Genomic DNA, 25,515 nt, shown 5'->3' on the forward strand with positions numbered 1-25,515 from the left:
CCTGCAGGGGTCCTGCGCCGGCTTGTCCGCCTCCGGGCGGACCAAGATGACACCCTTTTAGGACGGAACGATCAACACCAACCCCCGGCGCCTGCCGAGCAATCGGCGACCAGGAGACTGAATGACCGTACAGACCCCTTCGCGCGAGGATTTTGCCGCCCTCCTCGATGCTTCTTTCAAAGCGGCTGACATGCAGGAAGGGACCGTCGTCAAAGGGACGGTGGTCGGCTTCGAAAAGGACCTCGCCGTCATCGACGTCGGCCTCAAGGTCGAAGGCCGCGTGCCGCTGAAGGAATTCGGCGCCAAGGGCCGTGACGACGGACTCGCCATGGGCGAGGAGGTCGAGGTCTACCTGGAGCGCGTCGAGAACGCGCTCGGCGAGGCCGTTCTGTCGCGCGACAAGGCGCGGCGCGAGGAGAGCTGGATCCGGCTCGAGGTTGCCTTCAACAAGAACGAGAAGGTCACCGGCCAGATCTTCAACTCGGTCAAGGGCGGCTTCACCGTCGACCTCGACGGGGCCGTGGCCTTCCTGCCGCGCAGCCAGGTGGACATCCGTCCCGTGCGCGACGTCGGCCCGTTGATGCACACCCCGCAGCCGTTCCAGATCCTCAAGATGGACAAGCGCCGCGGCAACATCGTCGTGTCGCGCCGCGTCGTGCTCGAGGAAACCCGCGCCGAGCAGCGCTCCGAGCTGGTCCAGAGCCTCGAAGAGGGTCAGATCATCGAGGGCGTGGTCAAGAACATCACCGATTACGGTGCGTTCGTTGATCTCGGCGGCATCGACGGCCTGCTTCACGTCACCGACATGGCGTGGCGCCGGGTCAATCACCCGACCGAGATCCTGACCATCGGTCAGACTGTCAAGGTGCAGGTGATCCGGGTCAACCACGAGACCCACCGCATCTCGCTCGGCATGAAGCAGCTGATGGCCGACCCGTGGGAAGGCATCGAGGCGAAGTACCCGGTGAACGCGCGCTTTACCGGCCGCGTGAACAACATCACCGACTACGGTGCGTTCGTCGAGCTGGAGCCGGGCATCGAGGGCCTCATCCACGTCTCCGAGATGAGCTGGACGAAGAAGAACGTCCATCCGGGCAAGATCGTGTCGACCAGCCAGGAAGTCGAGGTCGTCATCCTCGAGGTCGATCCCGTCAAGCGCCGCATCTCGCTGGGCCTCAAGCAGACGCTCGAGAACCCGTGGGAGCAGTTCCTGGAGAGCCATCCGGTGGGCTCCGAGGTCGAGGGCGAGGTCAAGAACAAGACCGAGTTCGGCCTGTTCATCGGTCTCGATGGCGACATCGACGGCATGGTCCACCTGTCGGATCTCGACTGGAACCGTCCGGGCGAGGACGTCATCACCGAGTTCAACAAGGGCGACATGGTTCGCGCCGTTGTGCTCGACGTCGACGTGGACAAGGAGCGGATTTCTCTGGGCATCAAGCAGCTCCAGGGCGACCCGTTCACCGAGGCTGGCGAAGTCCGCAAGGGCGCCATCGTGACCTGCGAAGTGACGCAGGTTCAGGATGCCGGCCTGGACGTGAAGATCGTCGATACCGATCTCACCGCCTTCATCCGCCGTGCCGATCTCGCCCGCGACCGCTCCGAGCAGCGGCCCGAGCGCTTCTCGGTCGGCCAGAAGGTCGATGCCCGCATCACCCAGTTCGACAAGAAGGCCCGCAAGGTCGGCGTGTCGATCAAGGCGCTGGAAATCGCCGAGGAGAAGGAAGCCGTCGCGCAGTTCGGTTCGACCGATGCCGGTGCGTCGCTCGGCGACATCCTCGGTGCGGCCCTCAAGGCCCGCGAAGGCGGCGACGACGAGAAGTAAGGCCGGGTTTCGGCCGGCGGCGCGCAGCGCCGTCACGCAAGACCACGAAGGGCGGCCCTCGGGCCGCCCTTTTCTTTTGCCCGGCCGGCTCCCGCCCTACCAGGCCCGGCCGCGCCCCAGCGTCTCGATCAGATAGTCCATGAAGGTCCGCGTCTTGGCGGTCAGCACGTTGGACCGGGGATAGACCAGCCACAGCACCGAGTGGTCGTTGAGCCGCCAGTCCGGCAGGACCCGCACCAGCCGCCCGGCCGCCAGGTCGTGCTCGACGCTCCACAGCGAGTTGATCGACAGCCCCGCCCCGGCCAGTGTCGCGATGCGCTGCGAGGCGCCGTCGTCCACCACCAGCGCGCACCGCATCCCTTCTCTCGACGGTGACCGAACGAGCCGGCAAGCTCGACGTGGAGAGCCTGCGCGCCGCCCATGTCCGCCAGGAGAGCGGACGGGTCATCGGCAAGCAGGTCCTGGAACAGATCTGATCCCCCGCACCCGGCACGGAGACCGCACCATGGCTTACTATTCGGTTCTCGAAGTCACCCCCACCAGCACCGACTGGTTGGCCGACTATCCCCCCGTCACCAACGCGCGGCTTGCCGCCCACGGCGGTCGTTACCTGGCCCGCACGACGAGCCACGAGCGGCTGGAAGGCGAGGCGAACGAGGTGGCGCTGCGGGTCATCATCGAGTGGCCGTCGCGGGAGGCTGCGCTCGCCTTCATGAACGATCCCGAATACGCACCGCAGCTCAAGGCGCGCCAGGCGGGATCCGTCAGCACTCACGTTCTGATCGCGGGCTCCGACGACCTCGGCTGAGGCCGGCCCGCCGCGGCGCCGCCGCTCGGAGATTGAGGACAGCCATGAAAACCATCCTGATTACCGGAGCGACCGACGGAATCGGCCGGGAGACGGCCCTGCATCTCGCGGGCCTGGGCCACCGGCTCATCGTCCATGGCCGCAGCGCCGACAAGCTGGAGGCAACGGCCGCCGATCTCGGTGCTGTGGACGGCGCCGGTCCTGTGGAGACGGTGCAGGCGGACCTGTCCCGCCTCGCCGACGTCGCGTCGCTCGCCGATACCGTGGCCGGCCGCCACGCCCGGCTGGATGTCCTGATCAACAATGCCGGCGTCTACCGCACCGATGATCCGATCACGCCCGACGGCCTCGACGTGCGTTTCGTGGTCAACACGCTGGCGCCGGCGCTGCTCAGCCGGCGGCTCCTGCCGTTGATACCGGCCGATGGCCGCATCGTTCATCTCTCCTCCGCCGCCCAGGCACCGGTCGACCTGGAGGCGCTTGCCGGCCGGCGCCGGCTGGAGCCCATGCCCGCCTACGCCCAGAGCAAGCTGGCGCTCACGCTTTGGTCCGCGGCGTTCGCCGCCGAACTGGGACCGGACGGACCGGTGACAGTGGCGGTCAATCCCGGCTCGCTCTTGGCCACCCGGATGGTCCGGGAGGGCTTCGGTGTGGCCGGCCAGGATGTCGGCGTCGGCGTGGACATCCTGACCCGCGCGGCCCTCTCCTCAGAGTTTGCGGACGCCTCCGGGCGCTATTTCGACAACGACAGCGGCCGGTTCGCCAAACCGCAGCACGGCGCCGACCCGGCAGTCCGTACCGCCGTTGCCGGCGCGATCGATGCGATGATCGCGCCCTACCTGGCGGATTGAGAGACGGTCAGCCGGGCAGGCGCACCGTCAGTTCCAGTTCGATCTTCAGATCCTCGCCGGCCAGCGCCGCGACGCCGACGCCCGTGACGCAAGGCGCGGCTCCGGCAAACAGCTCCAGTACCGCCGGATAGGCGGTCGCCAGCGTGTCTGGCCCGAGGTCCGTCATGAAGCAGCGCAGGATCGCGATATCCTCGGGACCGGCGCCGAGCGCATCGAGAGCGGCACGGGCATTGGCCGCAGCCAGCCGCGCCTGGTCGGCGAGACCGGTCGGGACGGCACCTCCGTCGGGGGGCACCGCGACCTGCCCGGACACGTAAGCAACGCGGCCGGCTTCGACGATGGAGATCTGGGAATAGCCGAGCCCGGTAGAGTCGGGCATCGTGGGCGGGTTCAGTCGGGTTATGGACGGCGTCACGGGGGAGCCCTTCCTCTGGTTGGACATTTGCCGTATCTTGTAGCGCATTCCACTACATTTGTAGAGTCCTGTGTGCATGGCCGCCCCCGACCGCAAGACCCTCATCCTCGACACCACCCTCGCGGTCATCGCCGGCGCCGGTCTCGACGGGCTCACCCACCGTGCGGTGGACGCGGCTGCCGGCCTCCCGGCCGGCTCCACGAGCTATCATTTTCCGAAGAAGGCGGCGCTGCTCGCCGCGGCGGCAGATCGGCTGGAGGCACTGCTCGGCAAGGATTGCGACGACCTGCAGGTCGGCTTTTCCGAGCGGGTTGCCGCTCAGGGCATGGATGCGGCGATCGACTATGTCGGCGTCGAACTCGTCGCCTACGCCGATCGTGAGCGTGACCTGTTTCTCGCCCGCATGGAGTTGACGTTGGCGGCCGCCCGCCGGCCGGAGCTTGAGGGGGTGGGCGAGCGACTGACGGCCGCCGCGCAGCGACCCATCGCCTTCTTCCTCGATCTGATGGCGGGCAGGCGCGCCGATGCGCCGGTCGAGGTCTGCGCCGGGCTGATTGATGGCATCACGCTCCGCTACGTGACCGGCCAGGGTCCCAGGCCGACGGCTGAGCAGGTGCGGGCGGTTTTCGCCGCGCTGCTCTGACACCGGCTGCGCGGGGCTGGACGCACCGCGCGATCCGATTCACAACTCTGGGGTGCGGACGCTCCCGCCCACGGGCTGAAAGCGTTCGCCCGGCCCCGTCACCCGGCGGTGGCTGAAGACCCGCAGGCGCCCTCCGGGCTTGCGCCGGGACCGGCCGACCTGCGCCACAGGGAGTGCCCAACCATGATGGAATTTGCCGTTCAGCCGCTGCTCGCGCTTGTCGTCGGGGTTCTGGTCCTCATCGTCCCCAGCATCCTCAACTACGCGGTCGCCGCCTATCTCATCATCATCGGCGTGCTTGGCCTCTTCCCCGGCCTCGCGGGCTGACACCCGGTCCGCAAAAAAGGGGCGCCCGGAGGCCCGTCAGCCAGGCCTTGGCCCGGGACGACGGGCCCTCCGGACACCCCCAATCGGCCAATGGCCTCGGGAGGACGGGACCGGCGGGCTCAGCCCGTGAAGGCGGCCCGGTCGGGATGATCGCGCAGGAGCGCCGTGCGAAGCTTCTCAAGCGCCCGACTTTCGATCTGCCGGACCCGCTCCTTGGAGATGCCCAGCGCAGAGCCGAGGGCCTCGAGCGTCGCGCCCTCGTCGGCGAGCCGGCGTTCGCGCACGATCCTGAGCTCGCGTTCCGACAGCTCGTTCAAGGCCCGCTTGAGCCACCGGCTGCGGCGTTCCGTGTCGATGACCGTCCCCACCGTCTCGTCCTGGAGCGGCGCCTCGCAGACCAGGAAATCCTGGCGATCGGAGGCCTGCTCGTCGGATTCGACCACCGGCGCGTTGAGCGAGGTATCGGGAGCGGAGATGCGGGCGTTCATCAGCTCCACGTCGGCGGTAGAGACGCCGATCGCCGTTGCGATTTCGGCGACGACAGCCGGGTCGGTGGCGGATCCGCCGTTGCGCGACAACTTGGCGCGCAGCCGACGCAGATTGAAGAACAGCGCCTTCTGGGTCGATGAGGTGCCGCCCCGCACGATGGACCAGTTGCGCAGGATGTAGTCCTGGATGGAGGCGCGGATCCACCACGTGGCGTAGGTGGAGAAACGGACGTTGCGCTCCGGCTCGAAGCGCGAGGCCGCTTCCAGAAGTCCGACGTGACCCTCCTGGATCATGTCGTTCATCGGCAACCCGAAATGACGGAACTTGGCGGCGATGGCGATCACCAGCCGCATGTGGGCAGAGGCAAGCAGGTCGAGGGAGGGCTGGTCACCCTCCTCCCGCCATTTGCGGGCCAGGGCGAGTTCCTCGTCCCGTTCCAGATACGGCGCTTTCATCGCGGCTCGAACGAGCTGGCGACGAGAGGGTGTTGTCCCTGCCATGGCGGCCTCGCATGCTGGTCTTTTGTCCTCCCCCTCTACGATGCGCGCCGGAGGCCGGATCATGCGAGATGATTCGGGCCTCAGCACACAAACGTGAACGCCCGTGACGGGGGTGCGTGCCGCCAGGCGGGGCCGGCCGGCCCTGCGCAGCGCAACAGGGCGCCGAACGCAAAACGGGCGCCCAGGGGCGCCCGTTCCACGAAAGCTTAGACAGTTGCTCGGAAAGCGCCGATCAGGCCGCCTCTTCCTGCTCCGCCTCGCCGTCCACGTCGTCGGCCGCCTCGGCCTCCGCCGTCTTCGGACCGCGGCGCGGCGCCTTGGCCAGCTGCGATTCGATCAGCTTGACCGCCTCCGTCTCGGAGACCTTGTTCACGGCCGCGATCTCGCGGGCCATCCGGTCCAGCGCCGCCTCGAAGAGCTGGCGCTCGGAATAGGACTGCTCGGGCTGGGTGTCGGCGCGGAACAGGTCGCGGACCACTTCGGCGATCGACAGGAGGTCGCCGGAGTTGATCTTCGCCTCGTATTCCTGGGCGCGGCGGCTCCACATGGTGCGCTTCACGCGCGCGCGGCCGGTGACGACGTCCAGCGCCTTCTTCACGGTCGGCGCGTCGGCGAGCTTGCGGAGGCCCGCGCTCTTCGCCTTGGCGACCGGAACGCGCAGCGTCATCTTGTCCTTTTCGAAATTGACCACGATCAGCTCGAGCTTGTGGCCGGCGACCTCCTGCTCCTCGATCGCCTCGATCTGACCCACGCCGTGGGCCGGGTAGACGATGTAATCCTGGGGCTTGAAGGTCGACCGCTGAGCGGGTTTCTTTGCCGAGGTGGCCATACGAGTGTGCACTCCTGCGCCTACTTACGTCTTGTGGACCCGACCTTTGACATTCCGGTCGAATCGTCTATTGAGCGGCCATTGGCGCCGCTTGCTTGCGCCGATCACCGGACCTGCCCCCGGCGCGTCCAGCGGATGAACGCGCGCTTGCGTCAGCGATCTCCAGCCACAAATCCGAGGCCATGCGTCCGGCGGGCGACAGGGCCAGCCGACGAAATCACGGCGATGACGGGATGGTGGCGGCTGATGATGCCTCGATCCAGACGATCAAACGAATTTCCTAATATAACGCAAATCGGGTAAAAATCAAAGGCTTGCCGCACGGCAAAAAGACTTGCGGCGCCGGAATGCACGCGCAGGCTGTGCGGCATTTGGACACGTTCGCGCGCTCAGCACCCGTTTCGGCCTGCGGAATTCAGGTAAGCCGGCTTACCAACAGGGGTGGACGCCGGGCGTCGTCCGGGGCGGGCCGCCTCTCGGGCGGAGCCAGCGCGCAGCCCGCGAGGGGCCGGCGCACACAGACCGATCAGTCGCCCTCGCCCGGCTCGGCCGAGAAGTATTTCTCGAACTTGCCCTCGACGCCGTCGAATTCGTCCGCTTCCGGCAGCGCGTCCTTCTTGGCCGTGATGTTCGGCCATTTGCTGGCGTACTCGACGTTCACCTCGAGCCATTTTTCCAGGCCCGGCTCGGTGTCCGGCTTGATGGCGTCGATCGGGCATTCCGGCTCGCACACGCCGCAGTCGATGCACTCGTCGGGATGAATGACGAGCATGTTCTCGCCCTCGTAGAAACAATCCACGGGGCACACCTCGACGCAGTCGGTGTACTTGCACTTGATGCACGCGTCGGTGACGACGTACGTCATCTCGATCCTCCAAACGGGCCCGGCGCAGGGTTTTTGCGCCGCGCGGAAACCAACACGGGATTAGCGCCTGTGCGCGCCGGTCTCAAGCAACCTTCGTTTAATTCCAGGGTGGTCGTGAGGATGGGAATCCGCGGCGCCCCGTGCAACGGCCCGGCTTTGGGCCGAATGACGCGACGCTGTCATGCGTCGTCCCCGGGCGCACCGGCCTCGTCCGGCGGCGGCGAAAGGTCCTCGTAGAGGCCGCGGGCCACCGTCGCCGACCCCCGCCGGTCCGGCAGCGCCAGGATCCGCACCACCCGCACCTGCCGGTGCGCCGCCACGGTGACCACGTCGCCGACGCCGACCCGCCGGCCGGGCGTCTTCACCTTGTCGCGGTTGACCCGGACCCGGCCCTTGCCGACCAGCTCCTGGGCGAGCGACCTGGAGCGGGCGAACCGTGCCCACCAGAGCCACAGATCGATGCGCAGCCGGTCGGCCGGCTCCTCCGCGTCAGGCGTCACCCGGGCCCTTCTCCAGGTTCTTCTTCAGCTCGGCCAGCTTGGCGAACGGCGAATCCGGGTCCACCGGCCGCTCCCGCTGGGGCGGACGGTTCGGCCGGCGGTCGTCGCGCGGCCCGCCGCCCCCCTTGCCGGGCCGATTGGGACCACCGCCGGGCCCGCCGTGGCGCTTGCCGCCGCCTTCGCCGCCGCGACCCTGGTGCGGCTTGCGATCGCCGCCGCCGCGCCGGCCGCGGCCCGGCTTGCCGTCGCGATTGCCCGCCTGGTCGCCGCGCTCGCCCCGCTGGTCGGGACGCCGGTCGTTGCCGCGTCGCTTCCGTCCGGGGCGCCAGACCTCGATCATCTCCGGCTCGGCCGGAGCGGCTTCGGCCTCGGCACCGGCTCCGTCGGCCGCCGGAGTGTCCGCACTCGCTTCGCTGGCCGGCGCGGTCTCCGCCCCGGCAACCGCATCCACCACCGGCGCTTCGGCTGAGGCTTCGGCCTCGGTTTCCGACAACGGCGGGACCGTGGCCTCCGAATCACCGGGCGCGGTCGTTTCCGCCGGTTCGGGCTGCGCGGGCGTGTCGGTGGGCGCGCCGTCGGCCTCCCCGGCGGTGGCCGCCTGGTCGGCAACAGCCGCCTCGGCGGCGGTGCCGTCGGCTGCCAGCTCCGCGCTGGGTGCCGGCGCCTCGGCGGCTGGCGCTTCGGCCTCCGCCTGGGTCAGACCGGCGTCCACCGGACCGTCCCCGGCCGTCTCCACTGGCGTGTCGGGCGCATCGCCGGAGGGCGCCGCGATCGCGCCGCTGCCCCCCGGCTCGCTGACCGCTGCCGGCTCGGCCGGTGTCGGCGCGGGCGCCGCGCGACGCTCCACCCGGTAGCCGAGCGACTTCAGGATCGAGGCGAAGTCCTCGCCCGAACAGCCCAGCAGCGAGGTCATCGACACGGTGACGGTAAAGCCGCCGCCCTCCGGGATGGCCCCTTCCGGCGGGGTCGCGCCCTTGTCGGCCGGCTTCCAGGCAATCAGCGGCCGGATCTGGTCGGCAAGCCGCTCCAGGATATCGATGCGCACCGCCCGGTTGCCGCTGACCCGGAAGCCGACGACGCCGTAAAGCGCCTTCGGCACCGTCGGATCGACGGGTATCGAGGTCCGGCCGGAGGCGGACAACTGCGGCAGCTCGGCCAGTCCCGGCACCTCCAGATCGGCGTTCTTCAGCGCCCAGAGCTCGGCCAGGAGCCGGCTCGGCGCCGGCTTCAGGAGCGCCGGGACGAAAATGTGATAGGCGCCGAAGCGCACGCCGTACTGGCGCATCCCGGCACGGGCCTGCTGGTCGAGCCCTTTCACCTCGTCGGCCACCTGCTGGCGGTCGAGCACGCCGAGCGCCTCGGAGATCTGGAAGGCGAGGCCCCGCGCGATGCCGTCGAGATCGGCGGCGTTCTTCAGGTCGAACAGCGGCTTCAGGAGCGTTTCCACGTGGGTGGTCAGCCACAGCTGCAGCCGCGCCTGGACCTTCTCCAGCGCCGGGCCGGAAAGCTGCTCGTCGGAGAGCACCAGCATGGCGGGACGCAGCGTCTCCTCGCCGGGCATCAGCTTCGCCACCGCCTCGCCCTGCCAGCGGATCGCGCCGTCGGAGGACAGCACGAAGGCGGCATCCGGCGCCTCGGCCAGCCGATCGGCGCGGCGCTCGAACTCGCTCGCCAGCGCCTTCTGGGCGGCGGCCCGCACGGCTTTCATGTCCGGCGTCTCGGCGGTCGAGACCGGGATGAAGCGGAAGCCGTGGAGGTTACCGACGTGGTGCCCTTCGACCACCACGTCCCCCGAGGTCGTGATCTCGGATTCCAGCATGTCGTTGTCTCTCAGCCGGCGCATCAGGACGCTCGTTCGACGGTCGACGAAGCGTTGCGTCAGACGCTCGTGAAGCGCGTCCGACAGTCGGTCCTCGATGGCGCGGGTGGTTTCTCTCCAGTGGGCGGGATCGTCGAGCCAGTCGGCCCGGTTGGCAACATAGGTCCAGGTCCGGATGTGCGCGATCCGGTTCGACAGCGTATCGATATCGCCGTCCGTCCGGTCGGCGAAGGCGAGCTGGCTCCTGAACCAATCGTCCGGAATCCGGCCCGTCGTCATCAGATGGCGATAGACCCCGAGCACCAGCTCGGCATGGTTTGCGGGCGCGATCCGGCGGTAGTCCGGAAGCTGGCACACGTCCCATAGCCGCTCGACCGCCGCCGGTCCATGCGCGAGATCGCTGATTTCCGCATCCCGGGCGGCAAATTCGAGGCAGGCGACGTCTTCCGCGGGCGGCGCCCGGGTCAGCCCCTCCTCGCTTGGGGCACGCTCCAGTGCCCGGCGCAACGCCGCGATCGAGCCGAACTCCAGGTCCGGATTGCGCCACTGGAACACGCGCAGCGGCTGGAAGGCATGGGTCTCAAGCTGCTCCACCAGCTCGTCGTCGAACGGATCGACCCGGCCCGTCACCCCGAACGTGCCGTCGCGCATGTGGCGGCCCGCCCGGCCGGCGATCTGGCCCAGCTCGCCCGCGTTCAGCCGCCGGTACTGGTAGCCGTCGAACTTGCGGTCCGAGGCAAAGGCCACGTGATCGACGTCGAGATTGAGCCCCATGCCGATGGCATCGGTGGCGATCAGATAGTCCACGTCGCCGGACTGGAACAGCTCCACCTGGGCGTTGCGGGTGCGCGGGCTCAGCGCCCCCAGCACCACCGCCGCGCCACCGCGCTGGCGGCGGATCAGCTCGGCGATCTGGTAGACCTCGTCGGCGGAAAAGGCGACCACCGCGGATCGCGCCGGCAGCCGGGTGATCTTCTTGGAGCCGGAATAGGTCAGCACCGACATGCGCGGCCGCGTGACGACATTCACGCCCGGCAGCAGCTTCTCCAGAAGCGGGCGGGCCGTCGCGGCGCCGAGAAGCAGCGTCTCCGACTGGCCGCGCAACCGCAGCAGCCGGTCGGTGAAGGTGCGGCCGCGTTCCAGGTCGCTGGCCAGCTGCACCTCGTCGATGGCCACGAAGTCCACGTCGGTGGTGCGCGGCATCGCCTCCACGGTGGAGATATAATAGCGCGGCTGACGCGGCAGGATCTTTTCCTCGCCGGTGATCAGCGCCACCTGGTCCTCGCCGACGCGGGCCGCCACCCGGCCGTAGACCTCGCGCGCCAGCAGGCGCAGCGGCAGCCCGATCAGGCCGGACTTGTGGCCCAGCATGCGCTCGATGGCGAGATGGGTCTTGCCGGTGTTGGTCGGACCCAGCACCGCCGTGACCGTGCGCGCACGGACTTGGCGGGGAAGGGGCATTGGCGCTTGAACGGTCATAGAGATCGGGGGCTCGGCTGGCCGGCGGACGTCGGCGCTCTTCCCATCGAAACGGCGCGGAGCCGTCGCGTGTTCCCGGTCCGACCTCCATGTCTTGGCAAGGAAAGACGCGGGTGCTTCCAGTTTCCGTGCAGTTGTTCCAGGCGCTGCGGCCCGGCTGCGGTCCACCCCTCTCTATCACATGAGGCGGCCGCCGCATGCCCAATTTTTGGCTTGCCCCCGCGCAACCGGAACGAGTCTGGAACGAATCGAGCCCGAATCGGCGACTTTTTCCGATTCACGGTTCGTTCCCGGCAACCCCTTGTTCCGAATCGCAATTTGCACCCCAGATCTTGTTTTCGGGCCTGGTTTCCACTCGCACCGGAACAATCATCGCGAGTCTCGGCGGCGGACTCGAATCATCCACCGAGTCAAGCACGCCAGTGCGCTTTATCCGCCTCGGAAGGCTTTTTTCGAATCCGCGCCAGCTGCGGGAACACAAGTCGTACGAATCGGGATCGAATCGGCATGACTTCATTATTCATGTTTTGTTCGCAAAAAATCTGTCTATAGCGGCAGATATACTGCAATTTTAAAGATCAGATTTAGGCTTTGTTAACGATAGGCGCGATGTTTTCTTGTTTCGCCCCGACGTTCATCGAGCCGGCACACGCAGCGAAATCCGCGGATCGGCTGCCTGTCGGGGTTTCGGATCAGAGACACTGTCAGAGAACAATCGGCGGCGAAGCGGGCGGGCCGCTCCGCCAGTCCGCAGGAGCTCGCTCAGCGCGAGGCGTCGGCCAGTTGCACGCCCTGCAGCTTCACGTCGGTCGCCTGCACCGCAAGAACGCCATGCGGCGTCTCGATCTCCACGCGGACGGGGACCAGCATCTTCTCGCCCACGGCGATGAAAGCGGCTTCCAGCCCCCGGTTGTTCACCAGGTACTCGACGCTGTCGGAATTCGCCCGATGGCCGGCGATGGGCGACCAGCGCGCAGAGCACACGAAGGCGGTGCCGCTGTAGCTCGGCGTCTTCAGCCGTTCCGTCCCCTTGCTGGAAAAGGACACGTCATAGCGGGTCCACCCGTCAAAGACCGGCACGACCCGGCTGCACGCCGTCTTCGCGTCGAGCGTCTCGCCGTCGAGCGCGATGGGCACGATGGAGGCGCTGATCGGATCCAGCACACCCTTTCGGTGCGCGCCCGTGACCGGCACCCGGTCCGGTGCCGGCGTCAGCGGCGGTTCGGCCGCCACCTTGGAGACGTCGCCCCGCGCCATCCGCATGGCGACCTTGGTGGTCATGCCGGGATCGACGGAGTTGAGCCTGTAGCGGGCCGGCGCGATGGCGCCCGGTCCGTACCGGCCCTCGGCTTCCGCATCCACCGTCGAGGCGGTCAGCAGCGAGGCGAAGCCGGTGGGCTGCATCGCCGCCTTGGCGGAATAGGCCGAGCCGTCGAGGATCAGGGACAGGCTGCCCTTGGCGATCGTCACGCCCTTGAAGCTGACGTCGTAACGCACGCCGGCGGTGGTCCGGTCGCCGGCGTTGGCCGCGCCCGCAAGGATGCAGGCGGCGGCGAATCCGAGGCCCGCCAGGCGGCCCGCGATCGCTTTCGACTGACGTGATGTCACCATGCTGCCCTCGTTCGGCGACGCGCACTGTGGCGCCCCACCCTTCAGAAAATGCGGTTCGCCCGGCGATCGGGCGATCTCGACGACCCTAGGAGCGACATGGTGACCAGCGGGTTAACGAAGGCCTCCCGCGCGGCACCGGAAAGCGCTCTGCGTGCGATTCCTGTGCGTGACCCGCTTGACGTGGATCGGCGGCATTCCTATAGAAACACGCTCCCATCACCCTGTGAGAAGACGTGAGGGCTGGAGGCTCGTTCGCCAGCCCGCCGAACAAGGATTTTTTGCAATGGCCCGTCGCTGTGAACTGACCGGCAAGGCCGTGCTGACCGGTAACAACGTAAGCCACGCCAACAACAAGACGCGGCGCCGCTTCCTGCCCAACCTGTGCACGGTGACCCTGCTTTCCGACACCCTCGAGCGTGGCTTGAAGCTGCGCGTGGCCGCGTCCACGCTGCGCACCGTCGAGCACCGGGGCGGCATCGACGCTTTCCTGATGAAGGCGAAGGACGAAGAGCTGTCCCAACGCGCCCTTCTCCTGAAGCGTGAGATCGTGTCGAAGAAGGCCGAGGCGGCGGCGTAAGCGCCCGTCTCGTTCGCACCGCGCTGCGCCCGGATCCGCCGGGCGTCTGTCGCGGTCTTCTGCCCCCCGGACCGATGGTGGCTTGAGCCCGATGACGGGATCGCCCTCCTTCAGCGCCCGCCGGATCGGCATCGCGATCGCCGCGATGACGGCGGTGGTGCTCGCCTCCAACATCCTGGTCCAGTACCCGGTCCGGATCGTCGTCGACGGCTACGACCTCGCCGACCTCCTGACCTGGGGCGCGTTCACCTACCCGATCGCCTTCCTGGTGACCGACCTCACCAACCGCCGCTTCGGGCCCGGTCCGGCGCGGATGGTGGTGATCGCTGGCTTCATGGTGGCCATCGCCTTGTCGGTGATGCTGGCGTCGCCGCGCATCGCGATTGCCTCGGGATCGGCGTTCCTGGTGGCACAGCTTCTCGACGTCTCGGTGTTCAACCGGCTCCGCCGGCAGGCGTGGTGGCGGGCGCCGCTCGCCTCCTCCGTGCTCGGCTCGCTGGTCGACACGGCGCTCTTCTTCGGCATCGCCTTTTCGGCGGCCTTCGCCTTTGTCGGCCCCAACGATGCCTTCGCCATCGAGGCCGCGCCGATCCTCGGCCTGCTTTCGCTGGAGGCGCCCCGCTGGGTGTCCTGGGCCCTTGGCGATCTCGCCGTGAAGCTCGCCGTCGCGCTGGTCCTGCTGGCGCCCTACCGGCTTCTCATCGCCTTCATGGGCGTTCTGCCCTTCCGTCAGCAGCCCCAGGCCTGAGCGGCGGTTCCGCACCGCGCTCCAGCCGGAAGCGCAGGATCAGCGTGCGCTGCAGGATCGACCGGTTGTCGTCCGACACCAGCGTGATCAGCGTCCGGCCGTGGCTGTCCCGGCTCAGCGCCAGCCCTTCCATGTTGTCGATCTCGTAGGCGAAATCCGCCTCCACCAGCACCGGCCCGTCCAGCGGCCCGGCGCCGGCGAACGCCTCGCGCGGCAGGCGGCGGATACGCATGCCGATATCGAAGCCGCCATTGTAGCGGCGTTCCAGAAGCAACAGGTCGCCGCCCTCCAGGAAGGCCGCGTCGGTGGGCCGGAAGTCGCCGTCCTTGGCCAGCGTCACGCGCCGGGTCGTGCCGTCTGGAGCCACCAGCCAGACCGGCAGCGCGCCGGAACCGGTCGCCACCGGGCCGTCCGCGCATCCGCGCTCGGCAAACAGCACGATCGTGCCGGCCACCGGGCTTGCATCCGGCGCAACCGCGATGGCCTCGAGATTGCCGTTGCCGGGCAGGCAGCGGGTCTCGGCCGGCAGCGCCAGGACCTTGGGGGTCGCGGCGGTCGGATCAGGCCCGGGATACAACAGAAGCTGGCGCGCGCTTTCCACCGAGACCAGCAGCCCGTCGCCGAACCGCGTCACCGCCTCCGCGTCGCCGTCCCGCTTGGCATCGACCGGTGCGCCGTTCGTCGCCCGCCGGCGCAGGCTGTCGGCTGACCGCACACCGGAGGGGGTCCCGTCCGCCTGCTGATCAAGGACGACGGTCAGCCAGTCGCCATAGTCGGAGACGAGGGTGAGACGCGCGCCGTCCTCCGACGCCACGAGCCCGGAATAGCCGCCGAAGTCGCGGCTGCGAGAGGTGAGCACCAACCCGCCGAGAAAGGTGAGGTCGCCGATGCGGCGTGCCGGATCGCGGACGTGGAACTGCCGAATGAACTGGCTCTCCACGCGGATCGGATCGGCAAGGGCAGGGGGCGCGGCAAGCGCCGCAATGCCGAGCGCCACGACCGCCAGGGTCGCGGCGCGGGACACGGCTTTTGAGCCATTCGGCTTGTCACCCACGTGCGGAATCGCTCGGCCTGTCTTCCTTGACGCGTTTGCGGACGGCGAACCGGGTCCCACTTCGCCTGGAAACGCTCTAGGCGGCGCGGCCGGGCCGGCCCCTGCGCGCGCCCTTCGCCGCCTGGCCCTCCTCGTCAAACAGCGAGGCAAGCTGCTCCACCATGGCGCCGGCCAGCTCGTCGGCATCGACGATGGTCACCGCCCGGCGATAGTAGCGCGTCACGTCGTGGCCGATGCCGATGGCGATCAGTTCCACCGGGGAGGCGGTCTCGATTTCCTCGATGATGCCGCGCAGGTGCTTCTCCAGATAATTGCCGGAGTTCACCGAGAGCGTGGAATCGTCCACCGGCGCGCCGTCGGAGATCATCATCAGGATGCGACGGCTTTCCGGGCGCGCCAGCAGCCGGTTGTGCGCCCATTCCAGCGCCTCGCCGTCGATATTCTCCTTCAGCAGCCCCTCGCGCATCATCAGGCCGAGATTGCGCCTGGAGCGCCGCCACGGCGAATCCGCCGCCTTGTAGACGATGTGGCGCAGATCGTTGAGCCGGCCGGGATTGACCGACTTGCCGCCCTGCAGCCACGCCTCGCGTGCCTGGCCGCCCTTCCACGCCCGGGTGGTGAAGCCGAGGATCTCGACCTTCACGCCGCAACGCTCCAGTGTCCGCGCCAGGATGTCGGCGCAGGTGGCGGCCACCGTGATCGGCCGGCCGCGCATCGAGCCGGAATTGTCGAGCAGCAGCGTGACGACGGTGTCGCGGAAGTCGGCGTCGCGCTCACGCTTGAAGGCCAGCGGCTGCATCGGGTCGGTGATGATCCGGGTCAGGCGGGCGGTGTCGAGCCAGCCCTCCTCCTGGTCGAACTCCCAGGCCCGGTTCTGCTGCGCCATCAGCCGGCGCTGCAGCCGGTTGGCGAGCCGCGCCACCACGCCCTGCAATGGCGCCAGCTGCTTGTCGAGGAAACCGCGCAGCCGGTCGAGCTCGGCCGTGTCGCAGAGTTCCTCAGCCTTGATCATCTCGTCGAAGCGGGTGGTGTAGACCTTGTAGTCGCTCTCCGGACGCCGGTTGCCGGCGGGCGGCTCGGCGCGGGCGGCCTCGCCGGCCTCCTGCGGATCGGCCAGGTCGTCCTCGCGGTAATCCTCGCTGGTCGCCTCCGAGGTCTCCGATTCCGAGACGTCTTCCTCCTCGCCGGTGGAGTCCGTCTCCTGCGGCGCGGCGGCGTCCTGCTGCTCGTCGTCGCCCTCCGCGCCGGACTGGTCGTCGGCGCTGGTGTCGGAGGTGTCGTCGTTGTCGGTGTTCTCGTCCTCGCTCTCCTCGCGCTCGGAGGAATATTCCTCCGCCATGTCGAGGGCGGCGAGCACGTCGCGGATCGCCGTGCCGAAGGCGCGCTGGTCCTCCAGCGAGGAACCCAGCTGGTCGAGGTTGGGGCCGGCGCGCTCCTCCACCCAAGGCCGCCACAACTCCACGAGCTTCTCCGCGCTCGCCGGGGGGCGCTCGCCGGTCAGACGCTCGCGCACCATCAGCGCCAGAGCGTCCTCGATGGGGGCGTCGGCCCGGTCGGTGATCTCGTGATAGTTGCCGCGGTGATACTTGTCCTGAAGCATCGCCGAGATGTTGCTGGCCACGCCTTCCATGCGGCGCGAGCCGATGGCCTCGCAGCGCGCCTGCTCGATGGCGTCGAAGACGCCGCGCGCCTCGCGCCCGTCCGGCACCAGGTTGGTGTGCAGCTTGGGGTCGTGGCAGGCGATCTTCAGGGCCATGGCGTCGCCCACGCCACGGGTGATCGCCGCGTCCTCGGCGGAGATCTTGCGCGGCGGCTCCGGCAGCCGCGCCTTGCCGCCGGTCAGCGCCGGGCGGTCGTTGGAGTAGGAGACTTCCAGCTCCGGCTCGCCCGAGATCGCCCGCATGGTGGCCGACACCGCGCGCTTGAAGACCTCGTTGCGCCCCTGGGGAGCGCTGCCGTTCTTCTGCCAGTTGCTGCCTTGCGCCATCGGTCGGTTCCTCGGGCCGCGTGCCCGGCCGGAACGCTCCGGCCGGCGCCTTCGCCCGCTTCTTCTTCGTCTGCCGTCCGTCCGGAGGGACGGATCAGCTCATCACGACATTGGCCGCGGAGTTCGTGAGCTCCTTGCCGAAGCAGCGCTGGTAGAACTCCGAGACGATCGACTGCTCGGTCTCGTCGCACTTGTTGAGGAAGGTGAGCTGGAAGGCGAAGCCGAGATCGCCGAAGATCTCCGAGTTCTCCGCCCAGGTCAGCACCGTCCGCGGGCTCATCACCGTCGACAGGTCGCCGTTCATGAAGGCATTGCGGGTGAGATCCGCCAGTCGCACCATCTTCGACACCGTGTCCCGGCCCTCTTCCGAGCGATAGTGCGGCGACTTGGCGAGGATGATGTCGACCTCGTTGTCGTGCGGCAGGTAGTTCAGCGTGCAGACGATAGACCAGCGGTCCATCTGGCCCTGATTGATCTGCTGGGTGCCGTGATAGAGGCCCGACGTGTCGCCGAGACCCACCGTGTTCGCCGTGGCGAACAGGCGGAAGGCCGGATGCGGCCGGATCACCCGGTTCTGGTCCAGCAGCGTCAGCCGACCCTGAACCTCCAGCACGCGCTGGATCACGAACATCACGTCCGGGCGGCCGGCGTCATATTCGTCGAACACAAGGGCGGTATTGGTCTGCAGCGCCCACGGCAAAATGCCGTCGCGGAACTCCGTCACCTGCTGACCGTCCTTGATGACGATGGCATCCTTGCCGATCAGGTCGATGCGCGAGATGTGGCTGTCGAGGTTGACGCGCACGCACGGCCAGTTCAGCCGCGCCGCCACCTGCTCGATGTGCGTCGACTTGCCGGTGCCGTGATAGCCTGTGACTATCACCCGCCGGTTGCGGGCGAACCCCGCCAGGATCGCCAGCGTGGTCGGCTTGTCGAACAGATAATCCGGATCGAGATCGGGAACGTGCTCGCTCGCTTCGGAGTAGGCGGGAACCTCGAAATCGGCATCGATTCCGAAGAGCTGCCGAACCGACACGTTCATGTCCGGCAGGCCCGGAGCGTCCATCGTCGCAGTCGTCATCATTCCTCCATCGCGCGCGACACTCGCACGCCGAGGCCCCCGGACGATCCCCGTCCGGGCAGGCAATCGGTCAACAATAGCCAGAGCGCCTTAGCACCGTATAGGCCTGTATGATACTTCGCAGCCGCTCTTCCGAGCCCCGGTCGCCATGATTGGCGTCGGGATGGTGGCGCTTCACGAGGGTCTTGTACTGCGTCTTGATATCGTCCCGGGAGGCGTTCTCCTCAAGGCCGAGCGTCTCCAGCGCCCGGCGTTCCGGCCCCAGAAGCGGCCGCCGCGGCGCTTTGTCGCCCGCGGGCGTTTCCCGCCGCGAGCCCCCGAACATGTTGAACGGATCCTCGTAGACGCCGGCGCTCCAGGCCGTGCGCGCACCGGTCGCACCCGCCGGCTTCGTCCGCTTCTCGGCCCAGGCGTTCACGCCCATCTTCCGCGTCTCGCGGTGGCCGATGATGGCGTCCTTCTGGAAGGCCGCCACGGCGTCGTCGCTCATCCCGTCGAAATAGTTGTAGCTCTTGTTGTAGGCGCGCACGTGCTCCAGGCACAGAAGCAGGTACTGCCCCTCGCGGCCGCGGCCCATCGGCGCCTTGTAGAGACCCGTGTTCTCGCAGCCCTCGTGGGCGCACCTCGGCTGTTCGGGCGCCGCGTCTTCGGCGCCGCGCTTGATCCGGATGCGGTCGAAATGTTTCGAGTCGAACTTCATTGCGCCGGCATTATGGGGGGGCGGTCTGGAGCGAACAACTCTTGACGGGAGCGGAAGATCGGTTCGCGACCGGGATTTTCGGAAGCCACGGGGAGGCCGCGCGGCACCGGGGCCGAAGCCGCCCTCCGCGCGTCGGCTTTAGATGGATCGTGTGACGGCAAAGTCCAGTAAATTCGCCCGGGAGCGCGCCCCCGGCTACCCATCGCCGCACGAGTGTGCTTTTAGAGCAGCCATATCCCTTTCCCAAGACCCTGAGGATCAGACATGGCCGAAGCCGGCTCCATCAAGAAGGTCGTGCTCGCCTATTCCGGCGGCCTCGACACGTCGATCATCCTGAAGTGGCTGCAGACAGAACTCGGTGCGGAGGTCGTGACCTTCACCGCCGATCTGGGCCAGGGCGAGGAGCTGACCCCGGCGCGCGAGAAAGCCGAGCGGGCCGGCATCAAGGAAATCTACATTGAGGACGTGCGCGAGGAGTTCTGCCGCGACTTCGTCTTCCCGATGTTCCGCGCCAACGCCGTCTACGAGGGCACCTACCTGCTCGGCACCTCGATCGCCCGGCCGCTGATCTCCAAGCGCCTGGTCGAGATCGCCCACGAGACCGGTGCCGACGCCATCGCCCACGGCGCCACCGGCAAGGGCAACGACCAGGTCCGCTTCGAGCTGTCCGCCTACGCGCTCGATCCCGACATCAAGGTGATCGCCCCCTGGCGCGACTGGGAGTTCAAGTCGCGCACCGAGCTTCTGGATTTCGCCGAGAAGAACCAGATCCTCGTCACCAAGGACAAGCGCGGCGAGGCGCCGTTCTCCGTCGACGCCAACCTCCTGCACTCCTCGTCGGAGGGCAAGGTTCTGGAGGATCCGAACGAGACGCCGCCGCCCTACGTCTACCAGCGCTCGGTGAGCCCGGAAGAGGCCCCCGACACGCCGACCATCATCTCCATCGGCTTCAAGAACGGCGACCCCGTCTCCATCGACGGCAAGACCATGAAGCCGCACGAGCTTCTCGCTGCCCTCAACGATCTCGGCCGCGACAACGGCATCGGCCGGCTGGATCTGGTGGAGAATCGCTTCGTCGGCATGAAGTCGCGCGGCGTCTACGAGACCCCGGGCGGCACCATCCTGCTCGTCGCCCACCGGGCCATTGAATCCATCACGCTCGACCGGGGCGCCGGCCACCTGAAGGACGAGCTGATGCCGCGCTATGCGGAGCTCATCTACAACGGCTTCTGGTTCTCGCCGGAGCGGCTGATGTTGCAGGCGGCCATCGACAAGAGCCAGGAGAACGTGGAGGGCACCGTCCGCCTGAAGCTCTACAAGGGCAACGTCATCGTCGAGGGCCGGGAATCGCCGAAGTCGCTCTATTCCGACGCGCTGGTCACCTTCGAGGACGACCACGGCGCCTACGACCAGAAGGACGCCGCCGGCTTCATTCGCCTCAACGCCCTGCGCCTGCGGACGCTCGCAAAGCGGGATCAGGGCTGAGCAATCGCAGGAAAAGTGGGAACCGGTTTTCCGTCCGCGATTGCGACTTAAGGAATCCGCTCACGCCGAGCTCGCTTCCGCTCGCCGGCTCCGCGAGGGCGGCCTGAGGTTTCTTCGTCGCAATTCCGGACGCAAAACCGCAAGAGCATTTTTGCTGGAATTGCTCGGCCGGCGCGCAGTCGCGCGCTGGCGGGGGCGGGCCGGACAGGCCTGAGTTTGGTTTGCGGGCGCCTGCCCCAACTTCCGCTCCTTCCCGCGAAGGCGGGAATCCAGGGCCGCGGACCGCCGCCTCTCTTTTTCCCTCACGCCGGGCTCGCTCGATTTTTGACCGCTCACGCCGAACTCGCGTTGCTCGTCGGCTCCGCGAGGGCGGCCTCCGGCCGGCGCGCCGTCGCGCGCTGGTGGGAGCGGTCCGGACAGGCCTGAGTTTGGTTCGCCAGCACCCACCCCAACCTCCGCTCATTCCCGCGAAGGCGGGAATCCAGGGCCACGGGCCGACGCATCGGAGGTTAAGCGCTCTGGATTCCGGGGTGTGCGGCTCGTCGTTCATCCTCCGGCATTCACGCCCCCAGCGCCGCCGCAATCCTCGGCACCAGGTCCCGCGCCACCCGTGCGGAGCCGATCAGCGTCGCCGAAGCCGCACCGGTCCAGTCACCGTAGCCCGCCAGCCAGAGGCGCGGTTCGTCCACGGAGCGCTGGTCCTCCACCGCGACCCGGCCGGCCTCGTCCACGACGCCCAGCGGCCACAGGTGGTCGAGGGCGGGCCGGAACCCCGTGCACCAGATCACCGCGTCGATCGCCTCCGACGTGCCGTCACGCCAGACGACACCGTCACGGGTGAAGCGCGCGAACGGCCGCACCGTCTCCAGTGCGCCGCGATCGCGCGCCGCCTTCACCGGCGGCACCATGACGATGTCGCCGAAGGTGCCCGATGCCCCGCCGCCGTCGTCCCGCACGCGCGCCGTGGCCCGCTGGAACAGGACATGCCCGTCCACGTCATCCGGCAGGAAGCCGGGCGGCCGCAGCGTCACCCAGGTGGAGCGGGCATGCGCGTCCAGCTCGGCGTGGATCTGCGCGCCGGAATTGCCGCCGCCGACCACCAGCACCCGCTTGCCGGCGAACGGCTCCGGACCCCGATAGTGCGCGGAATGAAGTTGCGTCCCGTCGAAGCGCTCGCGTCCCTCGTAGTCCGGGATGACCGGCGCGCTCCAGGTGCCGGTGGCGCTCACCACCGCGCGGGCGTGGCGCGCGCTTCCGTCGGCAAGCCGTAGCCGCAAGCGATCGCCGGCCCGTTCCACCGCGTCCACCCGGGCGGGACGTTCCACCGGCAGGTCGTAGCGCGCCTCGTAGCGGGTCAGGTAGTCGATCACCTCGTCGCGGGTGGGAAAGCCGTCGCTGCCGCTCGGCGGCATCTGCCAGCCCGGCAGCGAGCTGTAGCCGGCCGGCGAGAACAGGCGCAGCGAGTCCCAGCCGTGCAGCCAGGCGCCGCCCGGCACCTCCTCGGCATCGAGAATGACGAAGCGCAGGCCGGTGCGGCGCAGATAATAGCCGATCGCGAGCCCCGCCTGGCCGCCGCCTATGATGGCGACGTCCGGATCCGCGGCTCTGGCGTCGGAAATGTCGATGTCTGGGAGGGTCACGGACGGGAGAGCCTGTTCGGGCGTTGCGGAGGGACCGCACTGTGGTGCGATCGCTCCGCCCCGTCTACAGGCCCGTCTTGGCGCCCGGATGAAGGCGCCGTCCGTGCGATCCCTTAGCGGATCGTTTCGTTCAGGAAGCCGAGGAGCGCCTGCCAGGATTTCCGGTCGGCGACCGCGTCATACTGCGAAGTGTCGCCCTTGGCCGACCATTCGGTGAAGGAATGGCGGGCACCCGAATAGAGCTGCACCTCGAAGTCGACGTCGGCCTCGTCCATCGCAGCGACGAGAGCGGCGACCTGCGACATCGGCGCGGCGGGATCGGCCGAACCGTGCAGGATCAGGATCGGCGCGTCGACCTCGCTGTAGTCCTGCCCTTCCGGCGTGCCGAGGCCGCCGTGGAAGCTCACGAAGCCCTCGACCTCGGCGCCGGCGCGCGCCATCTCCAGAGCCGCCGCACCGCCGAAGCAGTAGCCGATCACCGCCACATCGTCGTCGCTGACACCGTCCTGGTCTTCCGCGGCGTCCAGGCCGCCCATCAGCCGCTGGCGGAAGGTTTCGCGATCCTGGTACATCTTGCCCGATTCGGCCTTCTTGCCGTCGAGCGTGGTCGGGCGGACGCCCTTGCCGTAGACATCGACGGCGAACGCGGCATAGCCCATTTCGGCCAGCATTTCCGCGCGACGCTTCTCGTAGTCGGTCAGGCCATCCCAGTCGTGCACGATGATGACCAGCGGCTGGTCGTCGCCGGCCGCATCGTTGATGGCGAAATAGCCCTCGAACGTGTCGCCGCCGATGGTGTACTCGACCGGCTTTGTCACGATGTCGGCAAAGGCCGGGGCGGTGAAGCCGGCGAGCGCCAGCGTGGCGGCAGCAAGAGTGAGCGGTCTGGTCATGGGGTTCGCCTCCCGTTCGAACATGAGGATCGGACCGGCCGGGGCCGGCTCATTTCCAATCATAGGGCAGCAAAGCGACACGACCATGCCGGCCCCCGCACCGGAGGCAGGACGGCGGTGGTCAGTCGGCGACGACCTTGACCAGCTGGCCTGGCGCCAGCTGGTTGCGCTCCTCGATGCCGTTCAGGACCATGAACAGCGCCTCCCGCTCCACCGGGCTGACGCCCTGCATCTGGGCGGCGAGGCTCTCGATGGTGTCCGTCGGCTGCACCGTGGCGGTGCGGATGCGCAGCGGCTTCAGGTTGGTCCGTTCCGCCCGGGTCAGCCGCTGGAACGAGGAGAAGGTCTCCTCGAAGGCGGTGTCGAAGCGGCCGGACGGACGCGACGTGGCGAAGATGAAGCGGTAGACGCGCGACCCGGCCGAGACCACGCCGACGCGGAACGACCAGCCTTCCGCGATCGCCGATGCGCTGGCGGCGGTAAGGCCGTTGACGGTCTCCTCGCGGACGCTCTCCTCGATCAGCCCCTTCACCCAGCCCGAGCGCAGATAGTCGGCGAGCGACATGCCCTCCGGCAGGTCGACCCCGTCAAAGCGCAGCGCGGTGCGGTCGCCGTCGGTGGCCAGCACCGCCTCCGGCGTGTTCTTGAGCACGAACCCGTCCGGCACGGTGAAGCCGATGCCCAGTCCGGCGTGCAGATATTGCTGGCCGCGCACGTAGCCCTCGCGCGGATCGTCGCCGTAGAGCATCCCGTCGAGGCTCTTCAGGTAGGCGTCGCGCTCCTGTTCGCCGATGCCCGGCGCGCCGAACTGGCGGGCGGAGCGCTTGGCGATCTCGATGCGCGACGGCGTGGCCGGGTGCGACGACAGGAAGTCGAGGCCCTCGCGGCTGGACGAGGCGCTCTGCAGCGCGGCGTAGCGGCGCATGGATTCCAGGAAGCGCGACGCGGCGAACGGGTCGAAGCCGGCGGCGGCGAGCGTGCGCACGCCCACCGTGTCGGCCTCCAGCTCCTGCTCCTGGCTGAAGCGGGCGAGCGACAGCTGCGTCGTCTCGCGGGCCTGCTCCTGTGCCGCCGCGTTGTTGACCATGTTCGACACCACCCGGTTCGCCACGGCGATCGCCTGGGCCCGGCGCTGGCGGGCGACGGCATGCTGAGCCGTGACGTGCGCCATCTCGTGGGCGACCACGGCGGCCAGCTCCGAGCGGTCGTTGGCGAGCGCCAGCAGGCCGCGGGTGATGTAGAGGTGGCCGGTGGGCAGGGCGAAGGCGTTGATCGCCGGCGAATTCAGGATGGTGATGCGGTAGGACCGACTCGGATCGTCGGAGGCGGCCACCAGCCGGCCGACCACGCGCGCCACGGAGCGCTCCACCTGCGGATCGGAATAGACGCCGCCATAGGCGTCGATCAGGCGCTGATGCTCGCGGGTTTCCGCGGTGGGCGTCGTCGGAGCGCCGCCGGCGGAGATGGCCGACACCGGCGAGGACGACGTGATGATCGGCTCGCCCGCCGGCGTCAGCACGCACGCCGACAGCACGCCGGCCAGGCACGCGGCCAGAAGCGCGCGTCCGGCGGATGCGGTGCGGGCAATCGCTCTCACGGGTGCCATGGCCATCGGCGTCAGTCGTATCCGTCCAGGCGCTCGATCTGTGCGGGTGTGCGCACGCGGATCAAACCGCCGTTCCACTCTTCCAGATATCCCCTGACCCGGATCCGGTGACCCTCCAGCGCGTCGGGCTGGAGGGCGTCAGGTCCCCACGACCTCTGATCGCTTACGGGGATCATCACCGTGAAATCAAGGGACCAGTCGGGTCCGAAGTTCAAAAAGGTGTTCGACCGTGTCTTTCCCACCGACACCACCCGCCCCTCCACCAGGGCGACCGATCCGGCGGACCGCGCCAATCTAGGGTCGGCAGCTTGACGAATCCTCAAGACGCCGTCCCAGAGGCCTGCCGCATCCGACCGGGCCGCCGCCTCGGCGCGAAGCAGCGCGGCAAGGCAAGGGTCGTCCGACAGTTGCGGCAACACGATGGCATCGCCCGCCCGTGCGACCATAAACTGCAGCCACTCCCGCCCATCGGCGGAGAACACGTGCGCCACCATCCGGCCGTAGCGATCGCGCGCCTCCAGCGGGGCAAGCCGCACCGCGCGGCCGGTCCAGCCCGACAGATGCGCACGCGCCCGCGTCTCGCCCGCCTCCGGCACGTGCAGGCCGGCGAGCCGCACGCGGCGGCCGTCCGCCAGCACCAGCGTGACGCCGTCCTCCACCGCCGCCACCCGCGCCGGCTGGGTCGTGCGCGGCGCGCACCCGGCCGCGCCGTCCCCGTCGGAGGAGGCCGCCGGTGCCGTCGTCGAGATCATCAGGAAAAGGAAGGCCGCGACCGCGGCAGGC

Annotated in this window: 25 protein-coding genes; 8 read left to right on the forward strand and 17 right to left on the reverse strand. The window is 68.5% G+C overall.

Going from position 1 to position 25,515, the window contains the following annotated elements; genetic code table 11:
- Nucleotides 1-121 precede the first annotated feature (121 nt).
- A complete protein-coding gene (rpsA, locus tag C507_RS0117250; protein WP_018700971.1) occupies nucleotides 122-1,825 on the forward strand; it encodes a 30S ribosomal protein S1 in 1,704 nt (567 codons plus the stop codon).
- A 96-nt stretch (nucleotides 1,826-1,921) separates the two neighbouring features.
- Here the strand turns inward: rpsA and C507_RS0117255 are convergent, their stop codons facing one another.
- Nucleotides 1,922-2,182 (reverse strand): LysR substrate-binding domain-containing protein, encoded by a 261-nt coding sequence (locus tag C507_RS0117255; protein ID WP_018700972.1) that lies wholly within the window; start codon nucleotides 2,180-2,182, stop codon nucleotides 1,922-1,924.
- A 148-nt stretch (nucleotides 2,183-2,330) separates the two neighbouring features.
- On the opposite strand from C507_RS0117255, the gene C507_RS0117265 reads away from it, so the two are divergent.
- Entirely contained in the window at nucleotides 2,331-2,633 is a 303-nt protein-coding gene (locus C507_RS0117265; RefSeq protein ID WP_018700974.1) for a DUF1330 domain-containing protein, read from the forward strand.
- A gap of 44 nt (nucleotides 2,634-2,677) precedes the next feature.
- Nucleotides 2,678-3,484: an SDR family NAD(P)-dependent oxidoreductase gene (locus C507_RS0117270; RefSeq protein WP_018700975.1), complete on the forward strand. Its 807-nt coding sequence runs from the start codon at nucleotides 2,678-2,680 to the stop codon at nucleotides 3,482-3,484.
- 7 nt (nucleotides 3,485-3,491) lie between these two features.
- On the opposite strand, the gene C507_RS0117275 is transcribed toward C507_RS0117270, so the two are convergent.
- Nucleotides 3,492-3,863 (reverse strand): RidA family protein, encoded by a 372-nt coding sequence (locus C507_RS0117275; RefSeq protein ID WP_018700976.1) that lies wholly within the window; start codon nucleotides 3,861-3,863, stop codon nucleotides 3,492-3,494.
- 112 nt (nucleotides 3,864-3,975) lie between these two features.
- On the opposite strand from C507_RS0117275, the gene C507_RS0117280 reads away from it, so the two are divergent.
- Both C507_RS0117280 and C507_RS22880 read left to right on the forward strand, forming a co-directional pair.
- Complete coding sequence (locus tag C507_RS0117280; protein WP_018700977.1) at nucleotides 3,976-4,542, forward strand: TetR/AcrR family transcriptional regulator; 567 nt, start codon at nucleotides 3,976-3,978, stop codon at nucleotides 4,540-4,542.
- 183 nt (nucleotides 4,543-4,725) lie between these two features.
- Nucleotides 4,726-4,869 carry a DUF3096 domain-containing protein gene (locus C507_RS22880; protein ID WP_018700978.1) on the forward strand — a complete coding sequence of 48 codons (144 nt, stop codon included), beginning with the start codon at nucleotides 4,726-4,728 and terminating at the stop codon, nucleotides 4,867-4,869.
- Nucleotides 4,870-4,988: 119 nt separating this feature from the next.
- Here the strand turns inward: C507_RS22880 and C507_RS0117290 are convergent, their stop codons facing one another.
- The 7 genes from C507_RS0117290 to C507_RS0117315 all read right to left on the reverse strand — a co-directional run bounded on the left by C507_RS0117290 (nucleotide 4,989) and on the right by C507_RS0117315 (nucleotide 12,961).
- Entirely contained in the window at nucleotides 4,989-5,858 is an 870-nt protein-coding gene (locus C507_RS0117290; protein ID WP_026319201.1) for an RNA polymerase factor sigma-32, read from the reverse strand.
- Nucleotides 5,859-6,090: 232 nt separating this feature from the next.
- Nucleotides 6,091-6,687: a CarD family transcriptional regulator gene (locus C507_RS0117295; RefSeq protein ID WP_018700980.1), complete on the reverse strand. Its 597-nt coding sequence runs from the start codon at nucleotides 6,685-6,687 to the stop codon at nucleotides 6,091-6,093.
- A 152-nt stretch (nucleotides 6,688-6,839) separates the two neighbouring features.
- On the reverse strand, nucleotides 6,840-7,058 hold the full coding sequence (locus C507_RS23160; RefSeq protein WP_156829367.1) for a hypothetical protein: 219 nt from the start codon (nucleotides 7,056-7,058) through the stop codon (nucleotides 6,840-6,842).
- A gap of 155 nt (nucleotides 7,059-7,213) precedes the next feature.
- A complete protein-coding gene (gene fdxA, locus C507_RS0117300) occupies nucleotides 7,214-7,552 on the reverse strand; it encodes a ferredoxin FdxA (protein ID WP_018700981.1) in 339 nt (112 codons plus the stop codon).
- A gap of 179 nt (nucleotides 7,553-7,731) precedes the next feature.
- Nucleotides 7,732-8,052: an RNA-binding S4 domain-containing protein gene (locus C507_RS0117305; protein WP_018700982.1), complete on the reverse strand. Its 321-nt coding sequence runs from the start codon at nucleotides 8,050-8,052 to the stop codon at nucleotides 7,732-7,734.
- Nucleotides 8,042-11,332 (reverse strand): helicase-related protein, encoded by a 3,291-nt coding sequence (locus C507_RS0117310; protein WP_018700983.1) that lies wholly within the window; start codon nucleotides 11,330-11,332, stop codon nucleotides 8,042-8,044. The genes C507_RS0117305 and C507_RS0117310 overlap by 11 nt, the downstream gene beginning before the upstream one ends.
- 780 nt (nucleotides 11,333-12,112) lie before the next feature.
- A complete protein-coding gene (locus C507_RS0117315; protein ID WP_018700984.1) occupies nucleotides 12,113-12,961 on the reverse strand; it encodes a DUF3108 domain-containing protein in 849 nt (282 codons plus the stop codon).
- A gap of 283 nt (nucleotides 12,962-13,244) precedes the next feature.
- Between C507_RS0117315 and rpmB the strand changes: the two genes are divergently transcribed.
- Nucleotides 13,245-13,538, forward strand: coding sequence for a 50S ribosomal protein L28 (gene rpmB, locus C507_RS0117320; protein WP_018700985.1), 294 nt, complete (start codon nucleotides 13,245-13,247; stop codon nucleotides 13,536-13,538).
- Between the two features lie 91 nt (nucleotides 13,539-13,629).
- A complete protein-coding gene (locus C507_RS0117325; protein ID WP_018700986.1) occupies nucleotides 13,630-14,286 on the forward strand; it encodes a queuosine precursor transporter in 657 nt (218 codons plus the stop codon).
- Here the strand turns inward: C507_RS0117325 and C507_RS21880 are convergent.
- The 4 genes from C507_RS21880 to C507_RS0117345 form a co-directional block, all read right to left on the reverse strand.
- Nucleotides 14,246-15,340 carry an esterase-like activity of phytase family protein gene (locus tag C507_RS21880; RefSeq protein ID WP_018700987.1) on the reverse strand — a complete coding sequence of 365 codons (1,095 nt, stop codon included), beginning with the start codon at nucleotides 15,338-15,340 and terminating at the stop codon, nucleotides 14,246-14,248. The genes C507_RS0117325 and C507_RS21880 overlap by 41 nt on opposite strands.
- Before the next feature lie 76 nt (nucleotides 15,341-15,416).
- Nucleotides 15,417-17,327 carry a cobaltochelatase subunit CobT gene (gene cobT, locus C507_RS0117335; RefSeq protein ID WP_018700988.1) on the reverse strand — a complete coding sequence of 637 codons (1,911 nt, stop codon included), beginning with the start codon at nucleotides 17,325-17,327 and terminating at the stop codon, nucleotides 15,417-15,419.
- 94 nt (nucleotides 17,328-17,421) lie between these two features.
- Nucleotides 17,422-18,408: a cobaltochelatase subunit CobS gene (gene cobS, locus C507_RS0117340; protein ID WP_018700989.1), complete on the reverse strand. Its 987-nt coding sequence runs from the start codon at nucleotides 18,406-18,408 to the stop codon at nucleotides 17,422-17,424.
- Between the two features lie 70 nt (nucleotides 18,409-18,478).
- On the reverse strand, nucleotides 18,479-19,108 hold the full coding sequence (locus C507_RS0117345; protein WP_018700990.1) for a J domain-containing protein: 630 nt from the start codon (nucleotides 19,106-19,108) through the stop codon (nucleotides 18,479-18,481).
- 264 nt (nucleotides 19,109-19,372) lie between these two features.
- Between C507_RS0117345 and C507_RS0117350 the strand changes: the two genes are divergently transcribed.
- A complete protein-coding gene (locus C507_RS0117350; RefSeq protein ID WP_018700991.1) occupies nucleotides 19,373-20,593 on the forward strand; it encodes an argininosuccinate synthase in 1,221 nt (406 codons plus the stop codon).
- 560 nt (nucleotides 20,594-21,153) lie between these two features.
- On the opposite strand, the gene C507_RS0117355 is transcribed toward C507_RS0117350, so the two are convergent.
- The 4 genes from C507_RS0117355 to C507_RS21885 all read right to left on the reverse strand — a co-directional run bounded on the left by C507_RS0117355 (nucleotide 21,154) and on the right by C507_RS21885 (nucleotide 25,484).
- Nucleotides 21,154-22,233 carry an ArsO family NAD(P)H-dependent flavin-containing monooxygenase gene (locus C507_RS0117355; RefSeq protein WP_018700992.1) on the reverse strand — a complete coding sequence of 360 codons (1,080 nt, stop codon included), beginning with the start codon at nucleotides 22,231-22,233 and terminating at the stop codon, nucleotides 21,154-21,156.
- Between the two features lie 113 nt (nucleotides 22,234-22,346).
- On the reverse strand, nucleotides 22,347-23,126 hold the full coding sequence (locus tag C507_RS0117360; RefSeq protein WP_040401377.1) for a dienelactone hydrolase family protein: 780 nt from the start codon (nucleotides 23,124-23,126) through the stop codon (nucleotides 22,347-22,349).
- A 121-nt stretch (nucleotides 23,127-23,247) separates the two neighbouring features.
- Nucleotides 23,248-24,738, reverse strand: a complete 1,491-nt coding sequence (locus C507_RS0117365; RefSeq protein WP_018700994.1) for a M48 family metalloprotease — start codon at nucleotides 24,736-24,738, stop codon at nucleotides 23,248-23,250.
- Between the two features lie 5 nt (nucleotides 24,739-24,743).
- The gene (locus C507_RS21885) at nucleotides 24,744-25,484 is read right to left on the reverse strand and encodes a thermonuclease family protein (RefSeq protein ID WP_018700995.1); all 741 of its coding nucleotides are present in this window, start codon (nucleotides 25,482-25,484) and stop codon (nucleotides 24,744-24,746) included.
- Nucleotides 25,485-25,515: the final 31 nt, after the last annotated feature.

The sequence above is a fragment of the Amorphus coralli DSM 19760 genome (assembly GCF_000374525.1).
Lineage (GTDB): Bacteria > Pseudomonadota > Alphaproteobacteria > Rhizobiales > Amorphaceae > Amorphus > Amorphus coralli.

Bases quoted from the DNA above. Each gene is read 5' to 3' on its own strand.
- rpmB (WP_018700985.1), top strand. From the start codon at position 13,245: ATGGCCCGTCGCTGTGAACTGACCGGCAAGGCCGTGCTGACCGGTAAC.
- C507_RS0117350 (WP_018700991.1), top strand. From the start codon at position 19,373: ATGGCCGAAGCCGGCTCCATCAAGAAGGTCGTGCTCGCCTATTCCGGC.
- cobS (WP_018700989.1), bottom strand. From the start codon at position 18,408: ATGACGACTGCGACGATGGACGCTCCGGGCCTGCCGGACATGAACGTG.
- cobT (WP_018700988.1), bottom strand. From the start codon at position 17,327: ATGGCGCAAGGCAGCAACTGGCAGAAGAACGGCAGCGCTCCCCAGGGG.
- C507_RS0117265 (WP_018700974.1), top strand. From the start codon at position 2,331: ATGGCTTACTATTCGGTTCTCGAAGTCACCCCCACCAGCACCGACTGG.
- C507_RS21885 (WP_018700995.1), bottom strand. From the start codon at position 25,484: ATGATCTCGACGACGGCACCGGCGGCCTCCTCCGACGGGGACGGCGCG.
- C507_RS0117360 (WP_040401377.1), bottom strand. From the start codon at position 23,126: ATGACCAGACCGCTCACTCTTGCTGCCGCCACGCTGGCGCTCGCCGGC.
- C507_RS0117255 (WP_018700972.1), bottom strand. From the start codon at position 2,182: ATGCGGTGCGCGCTGGTGGTGGACGACGGCGCCTCGCAGCGCATCGCG.
- C507_RS0117325 (WP_018700986.1), top strand. From the start codon at position 13,630: ATGACGGGATCGCCCTCCTTCAGCGCCCGCCGGATCGGCATCGCGATC.
- C507_RS0117280 (WP_018700977.1), top strand. From the start codon at position 3,976: ATGGCCGCCCCCGACCGCAAGACCCTCATCCTCGACACCACCCTCGCG.
- C507_RS0117345 (WP_018700990.1), bottom strand. From the start codon at position 19,108: ATGAAGTTCGACTCGAAACATTTCGACCGCATCCGGATCAAGCGCGGC.
- C507_RS0117270 (WP_018700975.1), top strand. From the start codon at position 2,678: ATGAAAACCATCCTGATTACCGGAGCGACCGACGGAATCGGCCGGGAG.
- fdxA (WP_018700981.1), bottom strand. From the start codon at position 7,552: ATGACGTACGTCGTCACCGACGCGTGCATCAAGTGCAAGTACACCGAC.
- C507_RS0117275 (WP_018700976.1), bottom strand. From the start codon at position 3,863: ATGCCCGACTCTACCGGGCTCGGCTATTCCCAGATCTCCATCGTCGAA.
- C507_RS0117290 (WP_026319201.1), bottom strand. From the start codon at position 5,858: ATGGCAGGGACAACACCCTCTCGTCGCCAGCTCGTTCGAGCCGCGATG.
- C507_RS0117315 (WP_018700984.1), bottom strand. From the start codon at position 12,961: ATGGTGACATCACGTCAGTCGAAAGCGATCGCGGGCCGCCTGGCGGGC.
- rpsA (WP_018700971.1), top strand. From the start codon at position 122: ATGACCGTACAGACCCCTTCGCGCGAGGATTTTGCCGCCCTCCTCGAT.
- C507_RS23160 (WP_156829367.1), bottom strand. From the start codon at position 7,058: ATGCCGCACAGCCTGCGCGTGCATTCCGGCGCCGCAAGTCTTTTTGCC.
- C507_RS0117365 (WP_018700994.1), bottom strand. From the start codon at position 24,738: ATGGCCATGGCACCCGTGAGAGCGATTGCCCGCACCGCATCCGCCGGA.
- C507_RS0117310 (WP_018700983.1), bottom strand. From the start codon at position 11,332: ATGCCCCTTCCCCGCCAAGTCCGTGCGCGCACGGTCACGGCGGTGCTG.
- C507_RS22880 (WP_018700978.1), top strand. From the start codon at position 4,726: ATGATGGAATTTGCCGTTCAGCCGCTGCTCGCGCTTGTCGTCGGGGTT.
- C507_RS0117295 (WP_018700980.1), bottom strand. From the start codon at position 6,687: ATGGCCACCTCGGCAAAGAAACCCGCTCAGCGGTCGACCTTCAAGCCC.